This is a genomic window from Allopseudospirillum japonicum (genome assembly GCF_900108915.1).
Taxonomy (GTDB): domain Bacteria; phylum Pseudomonadota; class Gammaproteobacteria; order Pseudomonadales; family Halomonadaceae; genus Pseudospirillum; species Pseudospirillum japonicum.
Genome location: NZ_FNYH01000004.1, coordinates 68,194 through 89,421 on the forward strand (window position 1 = coordinate 68,194; position 21,228 = coordinate 89,421).

17 protein-coding genes are annotated in these 21,228 nt (G+C 46.4%); 4 read left to right on the plus strand and 13 right to left on the minus strand.

Annotated elements, in window-relative coordinates; translation table 11 throughout:
• The first annotated feature begins 28 nt into the window (after positions 1-28).
• Entirely contained in the window at positions 29-1,300 is a 1,272-nt protein-coding gene (locus BMX05_RS05350) for a GGDEF domain-containing protein (protein ID WP_177166804.1), read from the plus strand.
• On the opposite strand, the gene rsgA is transcribed toward BMX05_RS05350, so the two are convergent.
• Both rsgA and BMX05_RS12870 read right to left on the minus strand, forming a co-directional pair.
• Positions 1,297-2,352 (minus strand): small ribosomal subunit biogenesis GTPase RsgA, encoded by a 1,056-nt coding sequence (rsgA, locus tag BMX05_RS05355; RefSeq protein WP_093308941.1) that lies wholly within the window; start codon positions 2,350-2,352, stop codon positions 1,297-1,299. The genes BMX05_RS05350 and rsgA overlap by 4 nt on opposite strands.
• An 8-nt stretch (positions 2,353-2,360) precedes the next feature.
• On the minus strand, positions 2,361-3,464 hold the full coding sequence (locus tag BMX05_RS12870) for a methyl-accepting chemotaxis protein (protein ID WP_093308942.1): 1,104 nt from the start codon (positions 3,462-3,464) through the stop codon (positions 2,361-2,363).
• A 590-nt stretch (positions 3,465-4,054) separates the two neighbouring features.
• On the opposite strand from BMX05_RS12870, the gene BMX05_RS05365 reads away from it, so the two are divergent.
• The 3 genes from BMX05_RS05365 (at position 4,055) to BMX05_RS05375 (ending at position 7,666) form a co-directional block, all read left to right on the plus strand.
• A complete protein-coding gene (locus BMX05_RS05365; RefSeq protein WP_093308943.1) occupies positions 4,055-4,306 on the plus strand; it encodes an OadG family protein in 252 nt (83 codons plus the stop codon).
• 231 nt (positions 4,307-4,537) lie between these two features.
• A complete protein-coding gene (oadA, locus tag BMX05_RS05370) occupies positions 4,538-6,319 on the plus strand; it encodes a sodium-extruding oxaloacetate decarboxylase subunit alpha (RefSeq protein ID WP_093308944.1) in 1,782 nt (593 codons plus the stop codon).
• Between the two features lie 18 nt (positions 6,320-6,337).
• A complete protein-coding gene (locus BMX05_RS05375; RefSeq protein ID WP_093308945.1) occupies positions 6,338-7,666 on the plus strand; it encodes a sodium ion-translocating decarboxylase subunit beta in 1,329 nt (442 codons plus the stop codon).
• 67 nt (positions 7,667-7,733) lie between these two features.
• Here the strand turns inward: BMX05_RS05375 and BMX05_RS05380 are convergent, their stop codons facing one another.
• The 11 genes from BMX05_RS05380 to BMX05_RS05430 all read right to left on the minus strand — a co-directional run bounded on the left by BMX05_RS05380 (position 7,734) and on the right by BMX05_RS05430 (position 21,159).
• On the minus strand, positions 7,734-8,288 hold the full coding sequence (locus BMX05_RS05380; RefSeq protein ID WP_395855066.1) for a response regulator transcription factor: 555 nt from the start codon (positions 8,286-8,288) through the stop codon (positions 7,734-7,736).
• Positions 8,289-8,302: 14 nt separating this feature from the next.
• The gene (locus BMX05_RS05385) at positions 8,303-9,571 is read right to left on the minus strand and encodes an ATP-binding protein (RefSeq protein WP_093308947.1); all 1,269 of its coding nucleotides are present in this window, start codon (positions 9,569-9,571) and stop codon (positions 8,303-8,305) included.
• 83 nt (positions 9,572-9,654) lie between these two features.
• Positions 9,655-10,161 (minus strand): universal stress protein, encoded by a 507-nt coding sequence (locus tag BMX05_RS05390; protein WP_177166805.1) that lies wholly within the window; start codon positions 10,159-10,161, stop codon positions 9,655-9,657.
• 16 nt (positions 10,162-10,177) lie between these two features.
• On the minus strand, positions 10,178-12,082 hold the full coding sequence (locus BMX05_RS05395) for a methyl-accepting chemotaxis protein (protein ID WP_093308949.1): 1,905 nt from the start codon (positions 12,080-12,082) through the stop codon (positions 10,178-10,180).
• A 129-nt stretch (positions 12,083-12,211) separates the two neighbouring features.
• The gene (locus BMX05_RS05400) at positions 12,212-15,037 is read right to left on the minus strand and encodes an FAD-binding and (Fe-S)-binding domain-containing protein (RefSeq protein WP_093308950.1); all 2,826 of its coding nucleotides are present in this window, start codon (positions 15,035-15,037) and stop codon (positions 12,212-12,214) included.
• Positions 15,027-15,746 carry a LutC/YkgG family protein gene (locus BMX05_RS05405; protein WP_093308951.1) on the minus strand — a complete coding sequence of 240 codons (720 nt, stop codon included), beginning with the start codon at positions 15,744-15,746 and terminating at the stop codon, positions 15,027-15,029. Before BMX05_RS05405 ends, BMX05_RS05400 begins: the two co-directional genes overlap by 11 nt.
• Complete coding sequence (locus tag BMX05_RS05410) at positions 15,743-17,179, minus strand: LutB/LldF family L-lactate oxidation iron-sulfur protein (protein ID WP_093308952.1); 1,437 nt, start codon at positions 17,177-17,179, stop codon at positions 15,743-15,745. Before BMX05_RS05410 ends, BMX05_RS05405 begins: the two co-directional genes overlap by 4 nt.
• Positions 17,169-17,996 carry a (Fe-S)-binding protein gene (locus tag BMX05_RS05415; protein ID WP_093308953.1) on the minus strand — a complete coding sequence of 276 codons (828 nt, stop codon included), beginning with the start codon at positions 17,994-17,996 and terminating at the stop codon, positions 17,169-17,171. The genes BMX05_RS05410 and BMX05_RS05415 overlap by 11 nt, the downstream gene beginning before the upstream one ends.
• 37 nt (positions 17,997-18,033) lie before the next feature.
• Positions 18,034-19,419 (minus strand): TRAP transporter large permease, encoded by a 1,386-nt coding sequence (locus tag BMX05_RS05420; protein ID WP_093308954.1) that lies wholly within the window; start codon positions 19,417-19,419, stop codon positions 18,034-18,036.
• A 32-nt stretch (positions 19,420-19,451) separates the two neighbouring features.
• Entirely contained in the window at positions 19,452-19,991 is a 540-nt protein-coding gene (locus BMX05_RS05425) for a TRAP transporter small permease subunit (protein WP_093308955.1), read from the minus strand.
• A 91-nt stretch (positions 19,992-20,082) separates the two neighbouring features.
• On the minus strand, positions 20,083-21,159 hold the full coding sequence (locus BMX05_RS05430) for a TRAP transporter substrate-binding protein (protein ID WP_093308956.1): 1,077 nt from the start codon (positions 21,157-21,159) through the stop codon (positions 20,083-20,085).
• Positions 21,160-21,228: the final 69 nt, after the last annotated feature.

Sequence of the window (21,228 nt, forward strand, 5' to 3'; positions counted from 1 at the left end):
GCTTTTTTGCCGCAAGGAGCTGCTTCAGATGCCTTATCATCTGCCTTCAATTAAAGGGTTGACGCTAAAATATAGTGTCTTGTTAGGGATTGGCATTACCCTGCTGCTTGGTGGGTTGGTCACTTTGAATTTAGATAATGCATTGCAAGCAAGCCGCAGTGCCGATGCGGTTTTACCCAAGATTTTGGAACAACAGCGTGCAGCATTAAACTTAGAGCGTCTACAGCATTTTGGTGACTTGGTGATTTATGCTGGTGATATCCATACCAAGCGCCAAGCTGCATTAGCGGCACAAGCTTTAAGTTATCAACCCTCTGCTGCGTATACGGATGAAGTACGTCAAGAGTTACATCAAGCCTATCAGGTGATTCGAGAAATCTTATACCAAGTATTGCAAAGTGATCAGGTCGATTCCAGAGAACTCATCGAAACTCGTTGGCAAGCACAAAAACATCGTTTACAAAAGCTGGGCAATCAAATTATTGCAGAAGCCACTAAAATTCAGTCGCAGGCGCTTGAATCTATTGCTTATAACAATATCCGTCTGACCTATATTGGTTTAGTGGTAGCGATTTTAGTGGCTGCTTTTATAGTCATTTGGGGATGGTGGTTAGCGCATAAACTGATTCATCCGGTGCAAGCGGCAAGCCGTGCTTTAAATGCTTTAGAAAGCGGGCAAAAATATCAGCTAGCGCCTGCAGAAAGCCAAGAAATGGCGACCATACATCAAGCTGTGAATAAGCTGGCTGAGCGTGTACAGGATTTACATAATTGGGCGCACACAGATCCGCTGACAGGATGTGCTAATCGGCGCCATTTTGTTGACGAGCTCAACCGTTTACTCGATCAACTGCCAAAGAAAGCGCACCCTTTAGGGGTCGCTATGTTGGATTTAGATCACTTTAAGCAAGTCAATGATCAGCATGGTCATCCGGTGGGAGATTTAGTCTTGCGTACCCTAGTGGTGGAAACCACAGCACTTTTGCCCAATCATGCCCTTTTAGGTCGCCTAGGCGGAGAAGAATTTGCCTTATTACTACCAGCACTTTCTATGCGTGAGTGTCAGCAAATATGTGAGCATATCCGTTTGCAAATTAGTCGTGCAACCGAGAGGCATGCAGCTTTGCCACATGTGACTTTAAGTTTAGGCTTGACTTGGTGCGCGCCTGATCATTTACCCGCATCAGGTCAAGGAGAGGTATTATTACAGCAAGCAGATCAAGCCCTCTATCAGGCCAAACATCAAGGGCGTAACCAAGTCATATTGGCACACCCCCAGCCTTCCATGCTATCGGCTTAATCAGGTTGTAAACGTTGTTGTAGATGTGCATATTCATTGGCGGTTGCCAAAATATGAAAATAACTCTGCACGCGAGAAGCTTGGATTTTTCCAGTATCGACTGCTGCTTGCAAAGCACACCCAGGTTCTTGTTGATGGGAGCAGTTACGAAATTTGCATTGACCAATCAAAGGGCGGAACTCACGAAAACCGTAAAAAATCGCTTGGGCATCCATATGCCAAAGTGCAAACTCACGGATTCCAGGCGAGTCAATTAACTGCCCGCCACTAGGAAAATGGAACAGGCGTGCAGTGGTTGTGGTATGTACACCCTTACGGGTTTGTGTGGAAAGCTCGCTGACTTTTAAGTCCACATCAGGCAGCAACGCATTGATTAAGGAAGATTTCCCTACACCTGACTGGCCAACAAACACACTGACTTTATCTACTAAATTGGCTTGCAAATTTTGTAAGCCATCGGCTGTTTGAGTGGAGGTGGTAATCAGGGGATATCCTAAAGCCTGATAAGCCGCCAATAGGGCTTGTACTTGTGGATGTTGATCAAGTAAATCCGTCTTATTAAGCACCAATACAGCCTGAATTCCTGTCACCTCGGCAGCAACGAGATAGCGATCGATTAAGTTAGCAAAAGGCGTTGGCTCAGGGGCCACAACAAGTAAAATTTGGTCGATATTTGCCGCTACAGGACGCATTTGTCCGCGCATATCTGGACGTTCTAGTAAAGAAGAGCGCTCTGATAAGGCTTCTATTACCCCAGAGACCAGCTTGTCATCTTGTACTTGTGGCCGCCAAACGACTTGGTCCCCTGTAACAAGCGTATCCAAGTTAGTACGAAGATGGCATTTAATCCTTTGGCCTTGCCAAGGTGCTTGCAAGGCTTCCACTTCTAATAAACGCCCAAAATGCGCAGTAATCAACCCAGTTTGCGCTGGTCCCAAGTGTTGCTCATCGGCTTGGATCCGCTGTTCACGACGTACAGAACGCGCCGCGCGTTCACTTTGAATTTTTTCTACACGCCAACGTTGTTGCCGTGACAGCTTACGTTTACTCATAAAGACTCTTAATTGGCTAATCCTCGGGTGGCATCTACGGCATTTTGCGCATCTTCTTCTATCGTGCGGATTACATCACCTGCTTGTTTAACGAGGGTCACGCTTTCTTGTGCACGATTTAAACTGGTTTGCATGGCGCCGGCAGCATTGTCTGCTAATTCCTGATTACGTTCTACTACGCTAGTAATTTCGCGTGTAGACTGGCTTGTTCGGGAAGCTAGCTGGCGCACCTCATCAGCGACCACGGCGAAACCACGTCCAGATTCACCTGCACGGGCTGCCTCAATAGCCGCATTGAGCGCTAGTAAATTGGTTTGCTCAGCAATCCCATTAATTGTATTAACAATCGCGTCGATCTGCTGCGATTGTACCACAAGTGCATCAATATGCTTACTAGCGTTGGCGACATCTTCCGCCAAGGTTTCTATCATGCGCACAGTTTTATCAATGCTGGCGCGTCCTGCATTGGCGGTTGCTGCAGTTTTCAGTGCATTTTCGTGGGCAGAGTAAGCAATACGTTTTTCTTCTTCCGCTTCACGTACACGGGCAGAAATATCACTGGCAAATTTAAGCACCTTAATCACTTTGCGGTTGGCATCGTAAATTGGGTTATAACTTGCTTCTAACCAGATGATTTGCCCGTGTTTATCTACACGTTTAAATTCGCCAGAGAAAAATCGTCCTTGGGCAAGTTGTTGCCAAAACGAGGTGTATTCAGTGCTATTGACGACCTCTTTCGGGCAAAATAGGCGGTGATGCTTACCTTTAAGTTCGGATAACGAATAGCGCATTAAACGAAGGAAGTTCTCATTAGCGGAGACCACTTCCCCTTGCGGAGTAAATTCCACTACCGCTAACGAACGATATAAAGCATCGATAACTGCTTGCGCACGGGCATTTTTAGGATGTAATTGAACGGCAGCAACGCCTTCAATTTCTTCAGCACGTGCGCCCACTGCTTGTAAAAAAGCTGGGCTTGCGCGGGTAATTTGCCCTTGTGTGTTTAAATGGAGTGAGGCTGTTTCTTGCTCAAGCTGATAAATACGTTGTTTAAGTTCTTGGTTTTCTTGTTCACATGCTGCTAAAGCCTGTTTCCATTTACCCGCAAACATAGGGCTTATCCTCGACAGATTGACTCTAAAAGAGACACAAGATCCAGACGCAGAGAGATGATTGATGTCATCAAGTATCTCAGGTCTAGTCACTTTAATTGACAGATTCTTGATCTAAAGTTACCAAGAATGCAACCTCTTTATACGTAAGGTTCAAGGAATTCACCTAAACATTCTAGGTAAGATGTAGACATTCCAGCTTACTTTGCCATTTTTTACATGGATTTATACGCAAAATACTTAGGATGGAAGCAATTTGTTAAGACTACAAAATCTTGTGTGAGTTAGTCTGATCTAGATCAAGTAAGAGTCAATGTGTGACGTTAGAGTCACTTTGAGTTAACTTCTTTAAGTCCTTGTTAGCGCACCACTTCTAGTCTCTGCAAACGACTATCAGTTACTGAGGAAGCCACCCCGAACCTTTTTGTAGTCAAATCATCGCTTGACTACATGCAACCACTGAAAAATACTGGTGTTTTAGCTTGGGCTTATTGTCAACAATAAAATATTTTAGAGTTGACTTTGCCCTTGTGTTGCCTCTTGCGCATTTTGCACCTGAGTGTGCATCTTTTTGATAGGAGTCCCCTGACATGACAGCTGCACAACTGCTTGGCGAAGGCTTTACCCTGTTAATTTCTGGTATGGGCTTTGTGTTTGTGTTTTTGACTTTGCTTGTGTATGCCACAGGTTTTATGTCTAAGTTGGTGATGAAATACGCAAAGCCGGATCCTGTACCTAGTGCAGCGCCTCAAGCTAAGCTAACGGCCGCACCTACACAGGATAATCAGCTGATGGCTGTCATTAGTGCTGCTATCCATCGCCATCGTAATAAGGACAAATAAGTCTCTGGTGTGTTCACTGGTATTTGTGATGGATGACCTGCGACGGCAATCTTTAGTCAGCAATAACCTAATGTATTGAGATGACATTTTGTGTCTGGTTCGGTGATGTATTAGGTAGGTCATCAAGAGACTGAGTAAGCAAATCCAGTGCCAACACTTAAAACTTAGATTCCTGTTAGCATTTATTTTTGCTTCACCCTCACACTGAAAACAATTAAAAGGCCCAAACCCATGACTGAATCTAAAAAGCCCCTAGGCATTACTGATGTGGTTTTACGTGATGCACACCAATCGATCCTTGCCACACGGATGCGCCTTGATGATATGTTGCCCATTGCAGAAAAACTCGACAAGGTCGGTTTTTGGTCTTTAGAGACTTGGGGCGGTGCAACCTTTGATGCTTGTATTCGTTACCTAGGTGAAGATCCTTGGGATCGTATTCGTGCGCTCAAATCAGCCATGCCTAACACGCCAATGCAAATGTTGCTGCGCGGGCAAAACCTTTTAGGTTATCGCCATTATGCGGATGACGTGGTAGAAAAGTTCGTTGAGCGTGCCGCGACCAACGGAGTGGACGTATTTCGCGTATTTGACGCCATGAACGACCCACGCAACCTAGAAACTGCACTAAAAGCGGTGAAAAAACAAGGGAAGCACGCACAAGGAACCCTCTCCTACACGACCAGCTCAGTACATAATTTGGAATCTTGGATTAGCCTTGCCAAACAAATCGAGGATATGGGCGCTGATTCTATCGCGATTAAGGATATGTCAGGTATCCTGACGCCTTATGATGCCTATGAACTGGTTAGCCGTTTAAAAGCGCAAACTAACCTAGAAGTGCAATTACATGCGCATGCCACTTCTGGTCTTTCGGATATGACCATTCTCAAAGCAGTAGAAGCCGGTATTGACCGTGTGGATACAGCAATTTCTTCAATGTCCATGACTTATGGCCATACCTCAACAGAGTCTGTGGTCGCTGCTTTACGCGGTCAAGAGCGTGATACAGGTCTAGATCTTGATTTATTAGAAGAAATTGCAGCTTATTTCCGTGAAGTCCGTAAAAAATACGCCAAGTTTGAAGGTGCTCTCAAAGGCACAGATTCGCGTATTTTGGTGGCTCAAGTGCCTGGTGGCATGTTGACCAATATGGAAAGCCAATTACGTGAACAAGGTGCTGCCGATAAATTTGATGCAGTATTGGAAGAAATTCCTCGTGTCCGTGAAGATTTAGGTTTTATTCCTCTGGTGACTCCAACTTCACAAATTGTAGGTACGCAAGCGGTATTGAACGTCCTGACCGGCGAGCGTTACAAAACCATTTCCAAAGAAACCCAAGGTATCCTCAAAGGGGAATACGGTGCGGCACCTGCGCCTTATAATGCAGAATTGCAAGCACGTGTTCTTGATGGTGCCGAAGCCATTACCTGCCGTCCAGCAGATTTGCTTACTCCAGAAATGGACAAGTTGACCACTGAGCTTGAAGAAATCGCGCAAGATAAAGGCTTTAGCTTAGCGCAAGAAAGTATTGACGATGTACTGACTTACGCACTATTCCCGCAAATTGGCCTTAAATTCCTGCAAAATCGCGGTAATGCTGAAGCCTTCGAACCTGTCCCTAGTGCACAAGATGTCGCACCCGCAACAGCACCTGCCAAATCGGCCGCCGCTGCAGATGTATACACAGTGAAAGTGAATGGCCAAGCCTATGTGGTTGAGGTCAACGAAGGCGGTGATATTAGCCAAGTGCAAGCAGCCGCACCTGTTGCAGCGGCGCCAGCGGCAGCACCAGCCGGTTCTGGTGAACCTATCACAGCACCGTTAGCAGGCAATATCTTCAAAGTATTGGTTTCTGCTGGTCAGGTGGTGAATGAAGGGGATGTGATTATCATTATGGAAGCGATGAAGATGGAAACTGAAATCCGTGCATCGCGTGGTGGTACTGTCGTCAGCGTGAATGTACGCGAAGGCGATTCAGTTCAAGTTGGTGATACCCTTCTGACTCTTTAATCCTTGGAGCTTGATTGAATGGAAAAGCTTGCAACCCTTTGGTACGGCTCAGGGATTTATAACCTGACCCTCGGCCAATTTGTGATGATCTTTATCTGTCTGGGTTTGCTGTATCTTGCCATCCGCAAGAACTTTGAACCCTTACTGCTCGTTCCTATCGGCTTTGGCGGCTTGTTAGCCAACATTCCTGAAGCGGGTTTAGCCTTAAATGCGGTGGAAAATGCAATTCACCTGTACGATAAGCCACAGGTGATTCAAGGTTTAATTGAAGCTTTTAACCTCTCTATCAATCTAGATGCAGGGAAAGAGGCTGTCCAAGAGGCTTTAGGGCACTTTTATCATGGTGAGCATATCACCAGCGCGCAACACCTGCTTGCCTCGCAGATTGTGCAAGATGGTGGTTACTCAAATGGGATGCTGTATAACTTCTACAGTGTTGCCATTGCCTCTGGTGTAGCGCCCTTGGTCATTTTTATTGGTGTGGGAGCCATGACGGATTTTGGTCCTTTGTTGGCCAACCCTCGTACCCTTTTCTTAGGGGCAGCCGCTCAGTTTGGTATTTTTGCGACTTTATTTGGTGCTATCTTACTTTCTTCTATGGGCTTAATGGATTTCTCCATCCAGCAAGCTGCGGCGATCGGTATTATTGGTGGTGCAGACGGCCCAACCTCAATTTATGTATCCAGCATTTTAGCGCCTGAGCTTTTAGGAGCCATTGCGGTCGCTTCTTACTCTTATATGGCCTTGGTGCCTTTGATTCAACCGCCGATTATGCGCGCTTTGACTACTGAAGAAGAACGCAAGATCGTGATGACGCAACTGCGTCCTGTATCTAAAACAGAGAAGATTGTCTTCCCTCTGGTCCTGTTAATTCTGGTGGCTTTGCTACTGCCAGATGCGTCACCGCTTTTAGGTGCCTTCTGTTTCGGTAACTTGATGCGTGAGTGTGGTGTGGTCGAGCGTTTATCTGATACAGCACAAAATGCACTCATTAACATCACCACGATTTTCCTTGGTTTATCCGTGGGTTCTAAACTGATGGCAGAGAAATTCCTTGCGGTAGAAACGCTGGGAATTTTAGCTTTAGGTATGGTGGCCTTTGGTATAGGGACTGCAGCGGGTATTTTGATGGCGCGTGCACTCAATAAGTACACCGACATGACCATTAATCCTTTGATCGGCTCGGCTGGGGTTTCTGCAGTGCCTATGGCAGCGCGTGTATCAAACAAGCTAGGCTTGGAATCTAACCCACATAACTTCCTGTTGATGCATGCTATGGGGCCGAATGTGGCGGGCGTGATTGGTTCAGCAGTTGCCGCTGGGGTGATGATTAAATATCTAGGTTAATACCGAGATATTGAGTAGAAAATAAGCCGCCCAGTATGGCTCTGGGCGGTTTTTTTATGCGGTGGATTTACTGGCGCACAGGACGTTTTTGCAATTTACGTTGTAAGGTCCGCCGATGCATCCCCAAAGCACGTGCAGTTGCAGAGATATTGCCCTCATGCTCTTGCAGCACTTTTTGAATATGCTCCCAAGTTAAACGATTCACTGAAGGTGGTTGCTCAGCCACTTCAGTTTCTGGATTCGCTTCAGGGTGTGCAAGTGCTGCAAGGATTTCTTGCGTATCTGCAGGTTTACATAGGTAATTAACAGCGCCTAACTTAATCGCTTCTACCGCAGTGGCAATACTTGAATAACCAGTCAACATCACCATACGGCATTGTGGATGCAAGGCTAACAAGGGTTCTATCAAGGTTAATCCTGAAGCCTGTTGCATTTTTAAATCAATACTCGCCCACAATATTTCCTCATGGTGTTCTTGGCATTGTTGTGCCAAAGCTAAGGCAGTTTCTACATCAGGCGCATCGAGTACCTGATAGCCACGTTTACTCAGGGCGCGCTTGAGTACGCCACGAAATACGTCATCATCATCGACCACTAAAAATCTTTCTGACGGCATTGAAATCAGCTCCTTATCCATTAACTTGCCAAAGGCAAAACGACTTGAGTCAAGGTCCCCCCTTCGGGATGGTTATATAAACGCACCTCGCCACCTGCACGATTTAAAGTGGCATGCGTTAATAAAAGTCCCAAGCCCATACCTTCTTGTTTGGTTGAAATGAGGCTATCGCCGAGTTGCTCAATAATTTCCTCTGCAATCCCAGTGCCTTGATCACGAATATTGATATAGGTTTGGGTGGTATCCCAAGTAAAACGAATATGTACTGCTTGTGGGCTTGCATCTGCGGCATTATTGAGCAGATTGAGCATGGCTTGCTGCCAAGTGACTTCTGGAGCAATCTGTGGCATTGGCCCAGTGCTGGCCCATTCTATTTGTGCGACAACATCCGGACGTAAGACCTGCCAATGTGTCATCACTTGTTGCCACCACACGTCCAACATTTGTACTTGGCGACTGGCTAACTGATCTCGGTCGGCAGCTTTTACCAAGCCTTGTAAGGTCGTTTTGCAAGTTTTCACTTGTTGCTGAAGCAAATGAAGTTCTTGCATTAACTCCTCGTCATCCTGATAAGCCTCACACATTTCACCTAGAACGATGGCCATCGTCGATAAAGGTGTGCCTAGTTCATGTGCTGTGCCTGCGGCTTGTGTGGCAATGGCAAGAATTTGTTCATCACGCAAACCCTGCTCACGGATGTGTGCTAAATGTGCATCTCGTGCTCTCAGTGCATTAGCCATTTTAAAAACGAAAAAAGTAATCAAGCCGGCACTCATAAGGAAATTAATCCACATACCTAAAATATGTAAATTAACAACACCTAAATTCTGATCATGTACAAGTTGAGGAATCGGGTGATAAAACTGCATTAAAAATGTATAGGCGCTTAAAGTGGCGGTGGCGATAATCCAACTATAAATCCAAGGTAAAGTCGCTGCGGAAATTGTCAGTGGAACTAAGTAGTAAGAAATAAAAGGATTGGTTGCACCTCCTGTAAAATAAAATAATAAGGTTAATCCAGTGACATCAAATAATAAATGAAAGAAATATTCACTTTCAGTCACTGGCCAAGCTTTTTGTAAACGCCACCAGCTGACAATATTAATTAAGCCCATTAAAATCACGACAACAAACACACCCGCAGCTGCGAGATGAAATTGAAAGATCTCAATCCCAATAATGATACAGGCTAAAAACCCCGTCCAACTAATCCCACGGACAAGAGTTAAGCGTGCGAGATTACGGCGAGGTGTGGCGAGAGATAAAGGCGCAGATAGAGGACTAGGCATGGTAAAATCACAAAAAATGCAAGTTTAGCTAAGGTTAAGACCGGATGCCTAGTCCTTCAGGTGCGACGCTCGGTCGCAGGGGATTATTTTTTGGGTGGAGTTTGGTGTTTGTTAGGCACCACAAGCACAGGGACTTGGGCATGTAAACTGACTTGGTGCGCGGTATCCCCAAGCAACTTCCGCCCAAAAAAACCATGTTCACTATGTGAGCCAAGCACAATCAGGTCCACGTTTTGCGCTTGTGCATACTCTAAGATAAGCTCACTGGGCACCCCTTCATCAATAAGATAATCAATATCCAGATGGGTTAAACCAAGCTGTTGCAATTCCTCGTCAACAAAGGCTTGTACACGTGTTTGCATGGTTTGACGTACACGCTCCATACCTTCCTGATGAATTTTTTGTAGTGCTTCTTTGGCAACGTAATGCTCGACAATGGCATGACCATAGTCTGATAAAGGTTCTAAGGCATGCAACATGCTGATTTTGGCACCATATAAATGCGCCAATTGGACTGCATGACGGAAGACAGGGCGTGTATGCTGACCTAAATTAGTGGCATAAAGGATGTGTTTGACTTGCGGTAGCATAAGTTGTGACCTCAAATTAACTGAGCTTAAAGCGTGCAACCAAGTGTTGCACTGCATCGGCTTGTTGATGCAATTCTTGCGTGGATTGCAAGACTTCTTGCGCCACCACCTTATGTTGTTGAATAAGGGCCGCAATGGCGTCCATTTCGGTACTCATCTGATGGGTGGTTTGGGCAACTTCGTGAACAGAATGTTGAATTTCTTGGGTTTTTTGGCTGGCATAGCGAATTTGCTTTTCAATCACTTGTACGGAATGAATAGCTTTGTCTCCTAAGTGACGCCCTTCTTGCACTCGCTGGCGAGAGGTATGCATGGCCGCAAGTAAACTCTGGGCTTGTTGCTGAATCCCTTCTACTTTGGCAGTAATATCGCCGGTTGCGCGTACGGTTTGCTCTGCCAATGAGCGTACTTCATCTGCCACCACGGCAAAGCCTCGGCCCGCCTCACCTGCCCGTGCCGCTTCAATCGCAGCATTTAAAGCTAATAAATTCGTTTGCTCAGCGACACCTTCGATCAGCTCGATCACAGTATCAATCTCGCCTGAACTGACACCTAAGGCCTCAACGACAGAGGCGACTTGTTCGACGACTTGTGCGACATCACTTAAGGCGTGTAAGGCTTCACCAATCACTTGTCCGCCAGAATGCGCACTGGTATCAGCGCCTTGGGCTGCTTGGCTTACCGCTTGTGTATTGGTCGCCAGATACTCAGTCGCAGCATTAATTTGCGTTGTTGCTGAAACTAAGAGCGCACTTTTATCTGTCATGCTGTGGCTATCTTCTTGCAAGGTATGCGCCACTTGTGCCATGGCTTGTGCCATATGTTGCAGTTGTTGGTTGGCTGCGAGTAAATGCATCACCAATTGGCTTAAATCATCTTGTGTACGATTGACGGCACCTGCAAGCTGGTTAAATTCTTCCTGTGAATCTGGCTGAAACGGGAGTTTGTGACTTAAATCCCCTTCGGCAATCTGGTGTAAGGCTGCTAGTAGACGCGCTAATTGGCGTTCAATACCTCTTTGTGTACTGAGCATGACGCCAGCAACGACTAGGGTTAAACTAATGCTGACAGTGAGCATCAGAGAATATAACCAGCGAGCACTGACCTGTGCTGCTTGCGTGGCTTGAGGTACATACACTTGAACCACTTGTGCAACTTGGGCGGTGAGCTTGCGGTTGACTTCTTGGCCTTGGGTTTCCAACAAAGCATCTAAACGCGCGAGTTCTAGTTGCTGTTGCATACTTGCCTCTGCCGCTACTTGATAAGCTTGCGTGACCTCTTGATAAATCTCTAAAAATCCTAAACCAGCCATGTCGTTTTTAAGCTGGGTTAAGCGTGTTTGCCAATAGCGATAAGCCGCCATATTGGCTTTCATAAATACATCTTTTTCTGCATTGCGAACCTCACGCAGGCGACTGGCAAGCTGACCAAAAATAGAAACTTCATCAGCTAAACGCACCGCACTAGTATGCAAGTTAGCCAATAAGCCTGTGTATTGGCTTTGTGTTTGCTCAAATCCCAAATTTGCCCGACCTTGGGCCCAGGCTTGCGCACTGGTTAAATACTCTGCCAAAGGCTGTTGTAAGCTTTGCAACACTTGGGCACTGGCTTTTGTTTGTGGCTGGCTAGCGAAAAAGTCAGCAGCTTGCGTGAGTGTTTGTTGTGCAAAAGTTTGTAAGCTTTGGATTTGGGTTTGATAAGTTTGCAAACCTTGTTGTGTTTGTTGGTGACCTTCTAATTGTAATAAACGGTTTTCTAGTTGGGTTAATGCTAAAGCTTGTGTATGTAGGGCTTTAGAATTATGCATAATGTGTGTTAAAGCATCTAAATTACGGATAGCAAACGCACCCATTAATATAAAACCCAGCATCACTAAAGCTAAAATTGCGAATAATTTATGGCGTAAAGTAAGTGGCAGCATGCTAGGACATCCTTCGTTCTTTTTATTGGTCAGAGTGTCTAGATTTTCACTTGTATCACACTTAAGCACATGCTGCCGTCATTTTTTGTATGACCTTTTAACTCTCTTTATTGCCACCTCGGTGTATTTTTAACCTCGGCTAGCCTCCTCGAGTAGATAAACTAACGATTGATAAGGGATCCCTGTATGTTCACTTAGCCCAAGCTCACAGGTACGGCTCGAAGAATAACCTGCATCACAGTCGGCAACTTGAGGTGCTAATCCTTGCAAAGCACTGGCATTGAGTTCAGGTAAGCTAAAGCCTTTATCGCCTGCAAAACCACAACAGCTGATACCTTCTGGAATGACGACTTCTTGTGCGCAGGCGCTTGCCAATTGATACATGGTTGCTGCTTGACCGTTATGGGTGGCAGAACAGCTGACATGCAAAGCAATTTTGCGTGCTAACGGCCGCACCTGTAAGCGGGGTAACAGGAGATCGGTTAAGGCTTGGGGTAAATCATACAAGCGCACTGGTTCAGGGCAGGTAGCTAATAAACGCATACTACAGGGACTCGTATCGCACACGATAGGCCAGCGACCTTGCTCACTTGCATCCAGCAGCTTTTGCCAAACGCGCGTTCGGGATGCCTCAGCAGCAGCAAAATGGCCTTTAGAATGAAAAGGCATACCACAACAGTCACCTTCTAGATCTTTTACTACGCGCACAGGGATCTGAGCACGCGCACATAAATCGAGAAAGACGTCTGCGACACACCTTGTATTGTGTGCATCTGCCGCCGCGCCTAAAGTACGGCTGGCACAAGAAGGCCAATAAACCAAACCTATGTCTGTGTCTTTGAAATCTGTGTGTGCACTTGCAGCTAAACGTTGACGTGTTTTCGCCGGAACTGGCTGAGGCAAGGCGGGGCGGCGTGCTTGTGCTTGCTGGTTCTGTGATGGATAGTATTGAACAGGGGATGGCGATTTTTTCACTTTTGGAATTTGCTGCCAGAGTGCCAGTCCCCAACGCAATCCCAACTGGGCCCACTGATAATGGTGGCTGATCGCTTGGGCTAGAGGCGCATATTTGGCATTTGCTTGTGCACGTAATTCACGGATCATCTGCCCTGTATCTATGCCCACAGGACAACGGGTAGAACAGAGGCTATCCCCTGCACAAGTATCAATACCTGCATATTGGAAATCCTTTTCCAAAAGACGTAAATCATCTGTCTTGCTGGCTTGCGCTCGCAACGCCGCCATTTCACGAAGGATCACAATACGCTGACGTGGCGTCAACGTTAGCTTACGTGAAGGGCAGACAGCCTCACAAAATCCACATTCAATACAAGCATCAACCCGCTGATAGGCTTGAGGTAAAGCTTTTAATGCCTGCAAGTGGATCTGAGGATTGCGGGATAAAATCACTTCTGGGTTGAGTAAATGCTGCGGGTCCAAGCAGGCTTTTAATGCCCACATTAATTGATAAGCGTCCTGCCCCCATTCTAGCTCTACATACGGGGCCATATTGCGGCCGGTACCATGTTCTGCTTTAAGAGAGCCGCCAAAACGCACCGCTACCAGATCGGCCACCTCATCCATCAAGGCTTGATAACGTCGCACTTCCTGATCAGAGTCAAAGCCTTGGGTAAATACAAAGTGCAAATTGCCTTCGAGTGCGTGCCCAAAGAGTAACGCCTCATGGTAGGCATATTTACGGAAGACTTCCTGTAAAGCACGTACGCCAGCGGCGAGCTTGTCTATTGGGAAAGCCACGTCCTCAATAATGACTGTGGTGCCTGTTTGGCGCACTGCACCGACAGCAGGAAATAAACCCTTACGAATATTCCAATAGAGGGCATATGTGGCAGCATCCTGGGTGAAAGCTAGCGGGCGCACCAAGGCAAAGTCATGTAATACTGCTTCCACCTGTTGTAAATGCTGTGTGAGTTCTGGCTGCGTGGAAGCGCGTACATCAACTAGCAAAGCGGTCACATCTGCTTCCAGAGTACGCAAATATTCTGGCATCCCAGGTTTATCTTGTATCGCGCGCAAAGCGGCACGATCCATTAACTCAACTGCGGCCACTGGGGTGCTTTTCAGGGAGGCAGTGGCTTGGCAAGCAGCTTCTATATCAGCAAAAAGAATCAGCGCTGCGGCCTTATAGTGGGGTTCTGGCACGGTTTGATAAGTAATCTCGCTAATAAAACCTAAAGTACCTTCGGAACCGACCAGCACATGCAGCAAAATATCTAACGGATCACTAAAATCAACCAAGGCATTGAGGCTGTAACCTGTCGTATTTTTGAGCCGGTATTTATGGTTGATCTTCGCTAATAAATCAGGGTTTTCGAGGATTTGTTGGCGTAACTGGCCCAACTTTGCCAATAAGTCTGCGTGGGTTTGCCGAAAACGCGCCACGCTTTGTATCTCTTGCGTATCAACCAAGGTGCCATCGGCTAAAATAAAACGCATCGCCTGCACTGTGTGATACGTATTGTGTGCTGTGCCACAACACATGCCTGAGGCATTATTGGCGACAATCCCCCCGATCATACAAGCATTAATGGAAGCAGGATCTGGACCGATTTTACGACCATAAGGGGCTAAATATTGGTTAGCTTGTGCACCAATAATCGCAGGCTGTAAGCGGATCTGTTGCCCTTCTTGCAGAATTTGATGATGCCGCCAACCATGATGCCCAAGCACCATAAGTACAGAATCTGTGACCGCTTGCCCAGATAAAGAAGTCCCAGCAGCGCGAAAGGTCACCGCAAGTTGATGTTGATGACAGGCTTTTAAAACCGCTTGGACCTCGGTTTCGGTTTCAACTAAAACGACCACTTGAGGGACTAAGCGATAAAAGCTGGCATCGGTTCCCAAGGCCAAGCGACTTAATAAGTCCGTTTTGACCCGAGCTTCTGGGATGACCTCTAGCATCTGTTGTACAAAAGCCGCATATTCAGGGCGCATCACAGACCTCCGCCATTTCCTCATCTACTAATACAAAGACGATCAAGCGTTTTGGCCCATGCACCCCATACGCTAAAGTTTGTTCAATATCTGCGGTTTTAGAAGGCCCAGAAATTAACAAGGCATTGGTGGGCATCCCCTGTTGTGCCCAAGCTTCCACTTGCAGCACTTCATAAAAGGTATTGTACAAACGCTGGCTATCCAAAATAGCGACATGAATCGGCGGCACCAAAGACATTAGTCTAGGCTCTTCCGGCGTTGGCCAAAGCACCAAAGAGCCTGTTTGTGCAATGCCGGCGCGTGTCGAAGTAATCGCCAGATCGACCTCATTAAATAACTCAGCTTGCCAAGTTTCGATCGGTGCATCATAAGTGCGCACTTGCCAAGTATGTCCCCATTGCCCCTGCCAAAGGGGTGCAAGCGCTTGTCCAAGGACATGATGTGCCGGTGGCACCAAGATACGTTGTGCTTGCGTATGGTCTGCCAACCAAGCCGCCATTTTTTGTGGCCACTGTGCACGCGTTAATACAATAACTTCTCCTTCCACCTTGGCCATGGCTTGTTGGAAAGCTTGTAAACGTGCTGGCAAACTCATTTTTACTTGAGCAAGAACATGAAACTGGCTGGCAGGTACTTGGGCTTGGGTCTCGCCTAAAGCCTCTGTGCGTCCATCAAATAGGCGTTGCAAAATCGTATCGCGCGCACTCATAGAGATTTCTCCGCATCACGTCTTAATTGGCTCAGGCTTTTGGCGGCTGGGCGTGGTGCTGTACGGACTTGAGTCCAAGCACCAAGGGATTGCGGCATCCAATAATGCCCTAAGCGAGCTATCTTGGTGGCGATTTGGTAAAGGCGTGGACGTTGAGCCAAATAAGCCCAAAGTTGCCAAGCCAAGGCCTCTTTCCAAGTGCGTTTAAAGCCTTTTTCTGCCATGACGCTCGGGTTGATTTGATCGCCATTGACCGCTTCGCGGCGTAAACGGACCAAGATATCCGGAATCGGAATTTTTACTGGGCAAACTTCCGCACAGGCACCACATAAGGTAGAGGCACTGGGCAAGGCGGCGTTATTGGCAAAGCCGGTGAGATGCGGCATAAGAATCTTGCCTATTGGCCCAGGGTAAGTGGTGCCGTAAGCATGGCCGCCGATACGGGTATAGACGGGACAGTGATTCATACAAGCCCCACAGCGAATACATCTGAGGGTATCCCTGAGTTCAGGATCTTGGTAGAGATGAGCGCGGCCATTATCCACCAAAATCAAATGTACTACCTCTGGACCATCTTTCTCATCGGGTTGCCGTGGACGCGAAATCATATTGAAATAGGTGGTAATGGCTTGTCCAGTGGCTGAACGGGTCAGTAAGGAGAGTAAAGGCGTCACATCCTCTAAATGCTCAACAACTTTTTCAATCCCCATCACAGCAATATGACAAGAAGGAACACTGGTGGTTAAGCGGCCATTGCCTTCGTTTTCCACTAAGCACAGGGTGCCTGTTTCAGCGACAGCAAAATTCACCCCAGACAGGCCGATATCCGCTTGCTGAAAACGTTCACGTAATTGCTGGCGTGCGCATTCGGTTAAATACGCCACATCGTGCGATAGCTGGGTCCCCGTTTTCTCGTGCATGAGTTGGGAAATTTGCTGCGTATTTTTATGAATCGCCGGCATAATAATATGCGAAGGCGTTTCTTGGGCTAATTGCACAATATATTCGCCCAAGTCGGACTCTAAAGCTTCAATGCCTGCTTCTGCTAAGAAATGGTTAAGTTCCATTTCTTCCGAAACCATCGATTTGCCTTTAATTACAGTGCGTGCTTGGCGCTGTTGGCAAATGGCCAGTACCTGCTCACATGCTTGCTGAGCATCTTGTGCCCAATGCACTTGAATCCCTTGGGATTGGCATTTTTTTTCCAGTTGAATCAATAACTCAGGTAAACGCGCAAGCGCACGTAGGCGCACATTCGCAGCAAGTTCGCGCAAGCTTTCGCGTTCTTGGGTATCTTCTAAAGCAGTGGCACGTTTGTGCATCAGCCCATCCATGGCCTTACGGAAATTGGCACGGATAGGGGCATTGGCAAGTGCGTCTTGCACTCGGATATAAAACTGCCCTCCCGCTAGATGATCTGTTTTAAGCGTCATTTTGGGTGCGCCTCCATAAGAAGCTCAGAAGATGCTCGCCTTGCAACTTAAGACGGGTTTTTTCAGCATGACCTTGGATATTCATCAAACAGCCGCAATCTGTGGTGACAAAGTGGGGAGCTGCGTCTATGAGTGCTTGCGTTTTATCTTCCACCATAGCGGCAGAAATTTGTGGATGGCGCACGGCAAAAGTCCCACCAAAACCACAACATTCACTCGTGCGTTTTGGCTCGATTCGTTCAACTTGCGCCAGTTGATCTAACAAGGTTTCCCCCACATGGGCAATGCCAAGTTCACGACGTGCTGAGCAGGAAGTGTGCAAAGCCACCTTGATGGGCTTGCCCTCGTCTTTTAGCTGTAGCTGACACACATGCAATAAGAAATCTGTCAGTTCAAACACACGGTTTGCGATGGCTTGAGCATTTGCTTGCTCAGGCGTATTGGCAAAAAGCTGTGGGTAATGCTGGCGCATCATGCCAGCACAAGAACCTGAAGGCAGCACAATGGGCCAAGGTTCAGGAAAAAGGTCAAATTGGGCTTGGGCAACGGCGCGCGCTTGATCATGATATCCAGAGGTATAGGCAGGCTGACCACAACAGGTTTGAGTTTGCGGGTACAGAACCTCTATTCCTTGTTGTTCGAGCAATTGGATACCCGCCATACCGGCGTCTGGATAGAATAAATCGACTAAACAGGTCGCAAAAAAATAGACTTTTTGCGGCTTTGGTGGATAGACCTTGAGGCGATGACTTGCTTGTTGAGCCGGTGCCGCATTCGTATATAAAGGTGCAACTTTAGAAGAAGAGGATGTGTGCATAGCTTGGATCTCTTAAAAAACCTAAAAAAGGCGTGGTTTAACCATAAGCAACGGCAGGTAACCAAAGGACTAACTGGGGCCAGATCACTAAAGCTAATAAACCAATTAATTGCAGAATAATAAAAGGCACGACACCGCGATAAATCTGTCCCAAAGTGACATCCGGTGGGCAGACACCTTTTAAGTAAAATAAAGAGAAACCAACAGGTGGGGTTAAAAATGAGGTTTGCAAGGCCATAGCCACTAACATCACAAACCACACCAGCTCAGGATTATCCACCACACCATAACCGTTAATATCTAAGCCTAACGCAGTGACAACCGGAGCAAGCAAGGGTAAGACAATTAAAGTGATTTCAATCCAATCAAGAAAAAAACCTAATAAGAAGATAATCAGCAAAATACAGGCAATAATACCATATTCACCAAAAGGTAAGCCGGTTAACCAACTTTCAATCAGTTCATCTCCGCCGAGTTCACGTAATACCAAAGCAAAACAAGTGGCACCTAAAAAGATAGCAAAGATATAGGCTGTGGTATTAAAAGAGCCAACAACAACTTCTTTTAAAGTGGTAAAGCTTAACTTGCCATTCCACCAAGCTAATAAGGTTGCTCCTAAAGCACCAACGCCACTGGCTTCTGTTGCGGTGGCAATGCCTGCGAAAATAGAGCCTAACACCGCAAAAATTAAGGCAACAGGTGGTAAAATGCTTTTAATGACTTTCCAAACAACGGCTTTATCTAAAGGCTGAGCATTTTCTGGCAGGGGTAAAGCTTCAGGTTTTAACCAACCCATGATTAATAAATAGCTGATATATAAAAAGCCTAACAAAAGCCCTGGTATCAAAGCGCCCATAAATAAATCGCCAACGGAAAGGGCTAATTGATCTGCCATAATGACAAGCATGATCGAAGGCGGAATTAAAATGCCTAAAGTACCCGCGCTGGCAATAGTACCTAAAGCTAAAGGGGTCGCATAATTCTGGCGCATCATCGCAGGCAAGGACATAAGCCCTAATAAAACTACAGAGGCACCAACAATACCGGTGGAGGCTGCAAGAATAATACCAATTAAAGTGACGGTAATGGCTAAACCACCACGGACACGACCGAATAACTCTTGGATAGATTCCATTAAACGTTCTGCAACCCCAGAACGATCGAGCATAATGCCCATAAAAATAAACATAGGTAAGGCAACCAGTACCCAGTTATCCATGATCTTATAAATACGATTGACCACAAGGCTTAAGGTCAACATATCTAGGCCTGTCCAAGTGTCTAGATAAATATCTGCTAAATAACCAATGCCAGTAAAAATAACGCCGATGCCGCCGAGTACCCAAGCGACGGGAAAGCCAGTAAAAAGCAATAAAATAAAACTGGCAAACATGGCGACAACGAGAATTTCATTGACTTCCATGAAATCACTCCTATCGAAATTAGGGCACTTAATTAGTGCGCAGGGCGGTGAAATAAGAAATGCAGTTCACGTAATAAACGTGCGCAAGCAGCGAGCCCAAGTAAGGCAAAACTCAAGGGGATCACAGATTTAATTAACCAGCGCCAAGGTAAACCTGTCGGTGCGGCAGAACTTTCATTGATCCGCCAAGCGTCATACACAAAACCGAAGCTATTACTGAGGACGACATATACGAAAGGCAGGAGTAAAAATAAAATGCCCAAGACTTCAACCCAAGCTTGGCGGCGACGGCTCATGCGCATATGGAATAAATCAACGCGAATGTGTGAGTTAGTTGTTTGGGCGTAGCTGACACCAAACATGACGCCAAGTGCATATAAATGCCATTGTAGCTCTTCCAGCATGACAAGGCCTTGGTTAAACCCATAACGCAGCACGACCTGTAAAATGATCACGGCGACTAAGAGGACATAACTCCAAGCAAATACACGCCCAATAGCTTGGATACCTGCATCTAAGGCATCAGCAAAAGGCATAGAATGCTGGTGGGAAGGTTCTGATGGTGAGCCCATAGCGGCCAACCTCCATGCAAGAGAAAATTAATAAAATCAAAAGTTTAAAACCGCAGTCTGTGCTGCGGTTATCGACGATTGACAGAGACGATTAAAATTCTCGTGGCAAGAAGGCATTGCGTTCCCAAAGCTCATATTGAGCACGGAACTGGCTTAAATCGTCCCAAACTTCTTTAAAGAAAGCATCTTTCGCAGCTTCTTCTTGGGCGACTTCTTCCCAAGCTTGACGGAAAGCAGCCAGCATGGTGTCGTTCCAGCGCATAATTTGTACGCCATGTTTTTCTGCATTTTCCATCAAGACTTTAAACTGTAAGGCTTCTCCTTCAGCAAAAGAATCAGCCATCGAAGCTTTGCAGACTTCTTCGACCATGACTTGTTGATTTTCATGCATTTTATTCCACACATCTTTATTAATAAGTAGCTCAAATATGGTGGCTTGTTGGTGCCAACCAGGGAAGTAATTGTATTTGGCAATTTTATAGAAACCTTGGCGGGCATCGACGGCAGGCATGGAAAATTCAGTGGCATCAATGGCACCTTTTTCTAAGGCTGGGAAGATTTCTGCCCCTGGTAATAAAGAGGTGGCAACACCTAACTTTTCCATCACCTTAGCGCCCAGACCAAAAAAGCGCATCCGTAAACCTTGTAAATCTTCAGGTTTTTCAATGGGTTTAGTAAACCAACCTGAGGTTTCTGGCGCATTGAGTGTACAAGGGAGCACTTTCACGTGATAGCCGGCTTGATCGTACATCTTTTGGTACAACTTCATGCCGTTACCATAGTACATCCAAGCGATATACTCGCCAGCTTCTGGGCCGAAAGGGATCGCGGAAAATAAAGGTGATGCGGGGATTTTTCCTGCCCAATATCCAGCGGTGGCATAACCGGCATCAACTTTACCACGCGACACCGCATCAAGAATCTCAAAAGGGGCGACTAGTTTACCCGGCTCGTATACTTTAAAACGCAAGGTATTGTTAGAAACTTTTTGAATTTTATCAGCGACTTTAGCAATCGGACTGCCCAGACCTGGCAGCTGGGTTGAAAAAGCGATAGGTACTTTTAATTGGATACGATCTAAATCCGCAGCTTGTGCAGAAGCCTGCATCCCTAAGGTGAGACTGGAAGCAAGTGCAGCGGCGAGGGTGGTTTTTACGAAGCTAGACATCAGAGGCCATCCTTCCATTTTGTTATTATTAATGAAGCTGTTCGGTTTTACGGTGCAAAAGTGCCTAAG

Bases quoted from the DNA above. Each gene is read 5' to 3' on its own strand.
- rsgA (WP_093308941.1), bottom strand. From the start codon at position 2,352: ATGAGTAAACGTAAGCTGTCACGGCAACAACGTTGGCGTGTAGAAAAA.
- BMX05_RS05395 (WP_093308949.1), bottom strand. From the start codon at position 12,082: ATGCTGCCACTTACTTTACGCCATAAATTATTCGCAATTTTAGCTTTA.
- BMX05_RS05375 (WP_093308945.1), top strand. From the start codon at position 6,338: ATGGAAAAGCTTGCAACCCTTTGGTACGGCTCAGGGATTTATAACCTG.
- BMX05_RS05365 (WP_093308943.1), top strand. From the start codon at position 4,055: ATGACAGCTGCACAACTGCTTGGCGAAGGCTTTACCCTGTTAATTTCT.
- BMX05_RS05410 (WP_093308952.1), bottom strand. From the start codon at position 17,179: ATGACGCTTAAAACAGATCATCTAGCGGGAGGGCAGTTTTATATCCGA.
- BMX05_RS05425 (WP_093308955.1), bottom strand. From the start codon at position 19,991: ATGGGCTCACCATCAGAACCTTCCCACCAGCATTCTATGCCTTTTGCT.
- BMX05_RS05390 (WP_177166805.1), bottom strand. From the start codon at position 10,161: ATGCTACCGCAAGTCAAACACATCCTTTATGCCACTAATTTAGGTCAG.
- BMX05_RS05400 (WP_093308950.1), bottom strand. From the start codon at position 15,037: ATGCGCCCTGAATATGCGGCTTTTGTACAACAGATGCTAGAGGTCATC.
- BMX05_RS05430 (WP_093308956.1), bottom strand. From the start codon at position 21,159: ATGTCTAGCTTCGTAAAAACCACCCTCGCCGCTGCACTTGCTTCCAGT.
- BMX05_RS05385 (WP_093308947.1), bottom strand. From the start codon at position 9,571: ATGCCTAGTCCTCTATCTGCGCCTTTATCTCTCGCCACACCTCGCCGT.
- BMX05_RS12870 (WP_093308942.1), bottom strand. From the start codon at position 3,464: ATGTTTGCGGGTAAATGGAAACAGGCTTTAGCAGCATGTGAACAAGAA.
- BMX05_RS05415 (WP_093308953.1), bottom strand. From the start codon at position 17,996: ATGCACACATCCTCTTCTTCTAAAGTTGCACCTTTATATACGAATGCG.
- BMX05_RS05405 (WP_093308951.1), bottom strand. From the start codon at position 15,746: ATGAGTGCGCGCGATACGATTTTGCAACGCCTATTTGATGGACGCACA.
- BMX05_RS05350 (WP_177166804.1), top strand. From the start codon at position 29: ATGCCTTATCATCTGCCTTCAATTAAAGGGTTGACGCTAAAATATAGT.
- oadA (WP_093308944.1), top strand. From the start codon at position 4,538: ATGACTGAATCTAAAAAGCCCCTAGGCATTACTGATGTGGTTTTACGT.
- BMX05_RS05420 (WP_093308954.1), bottom strand. From the start codon at position 19,419: ATGGAAGTCAATGAAATTCTCGTTGTCGCCATGTTTGCCAGTTTTATT.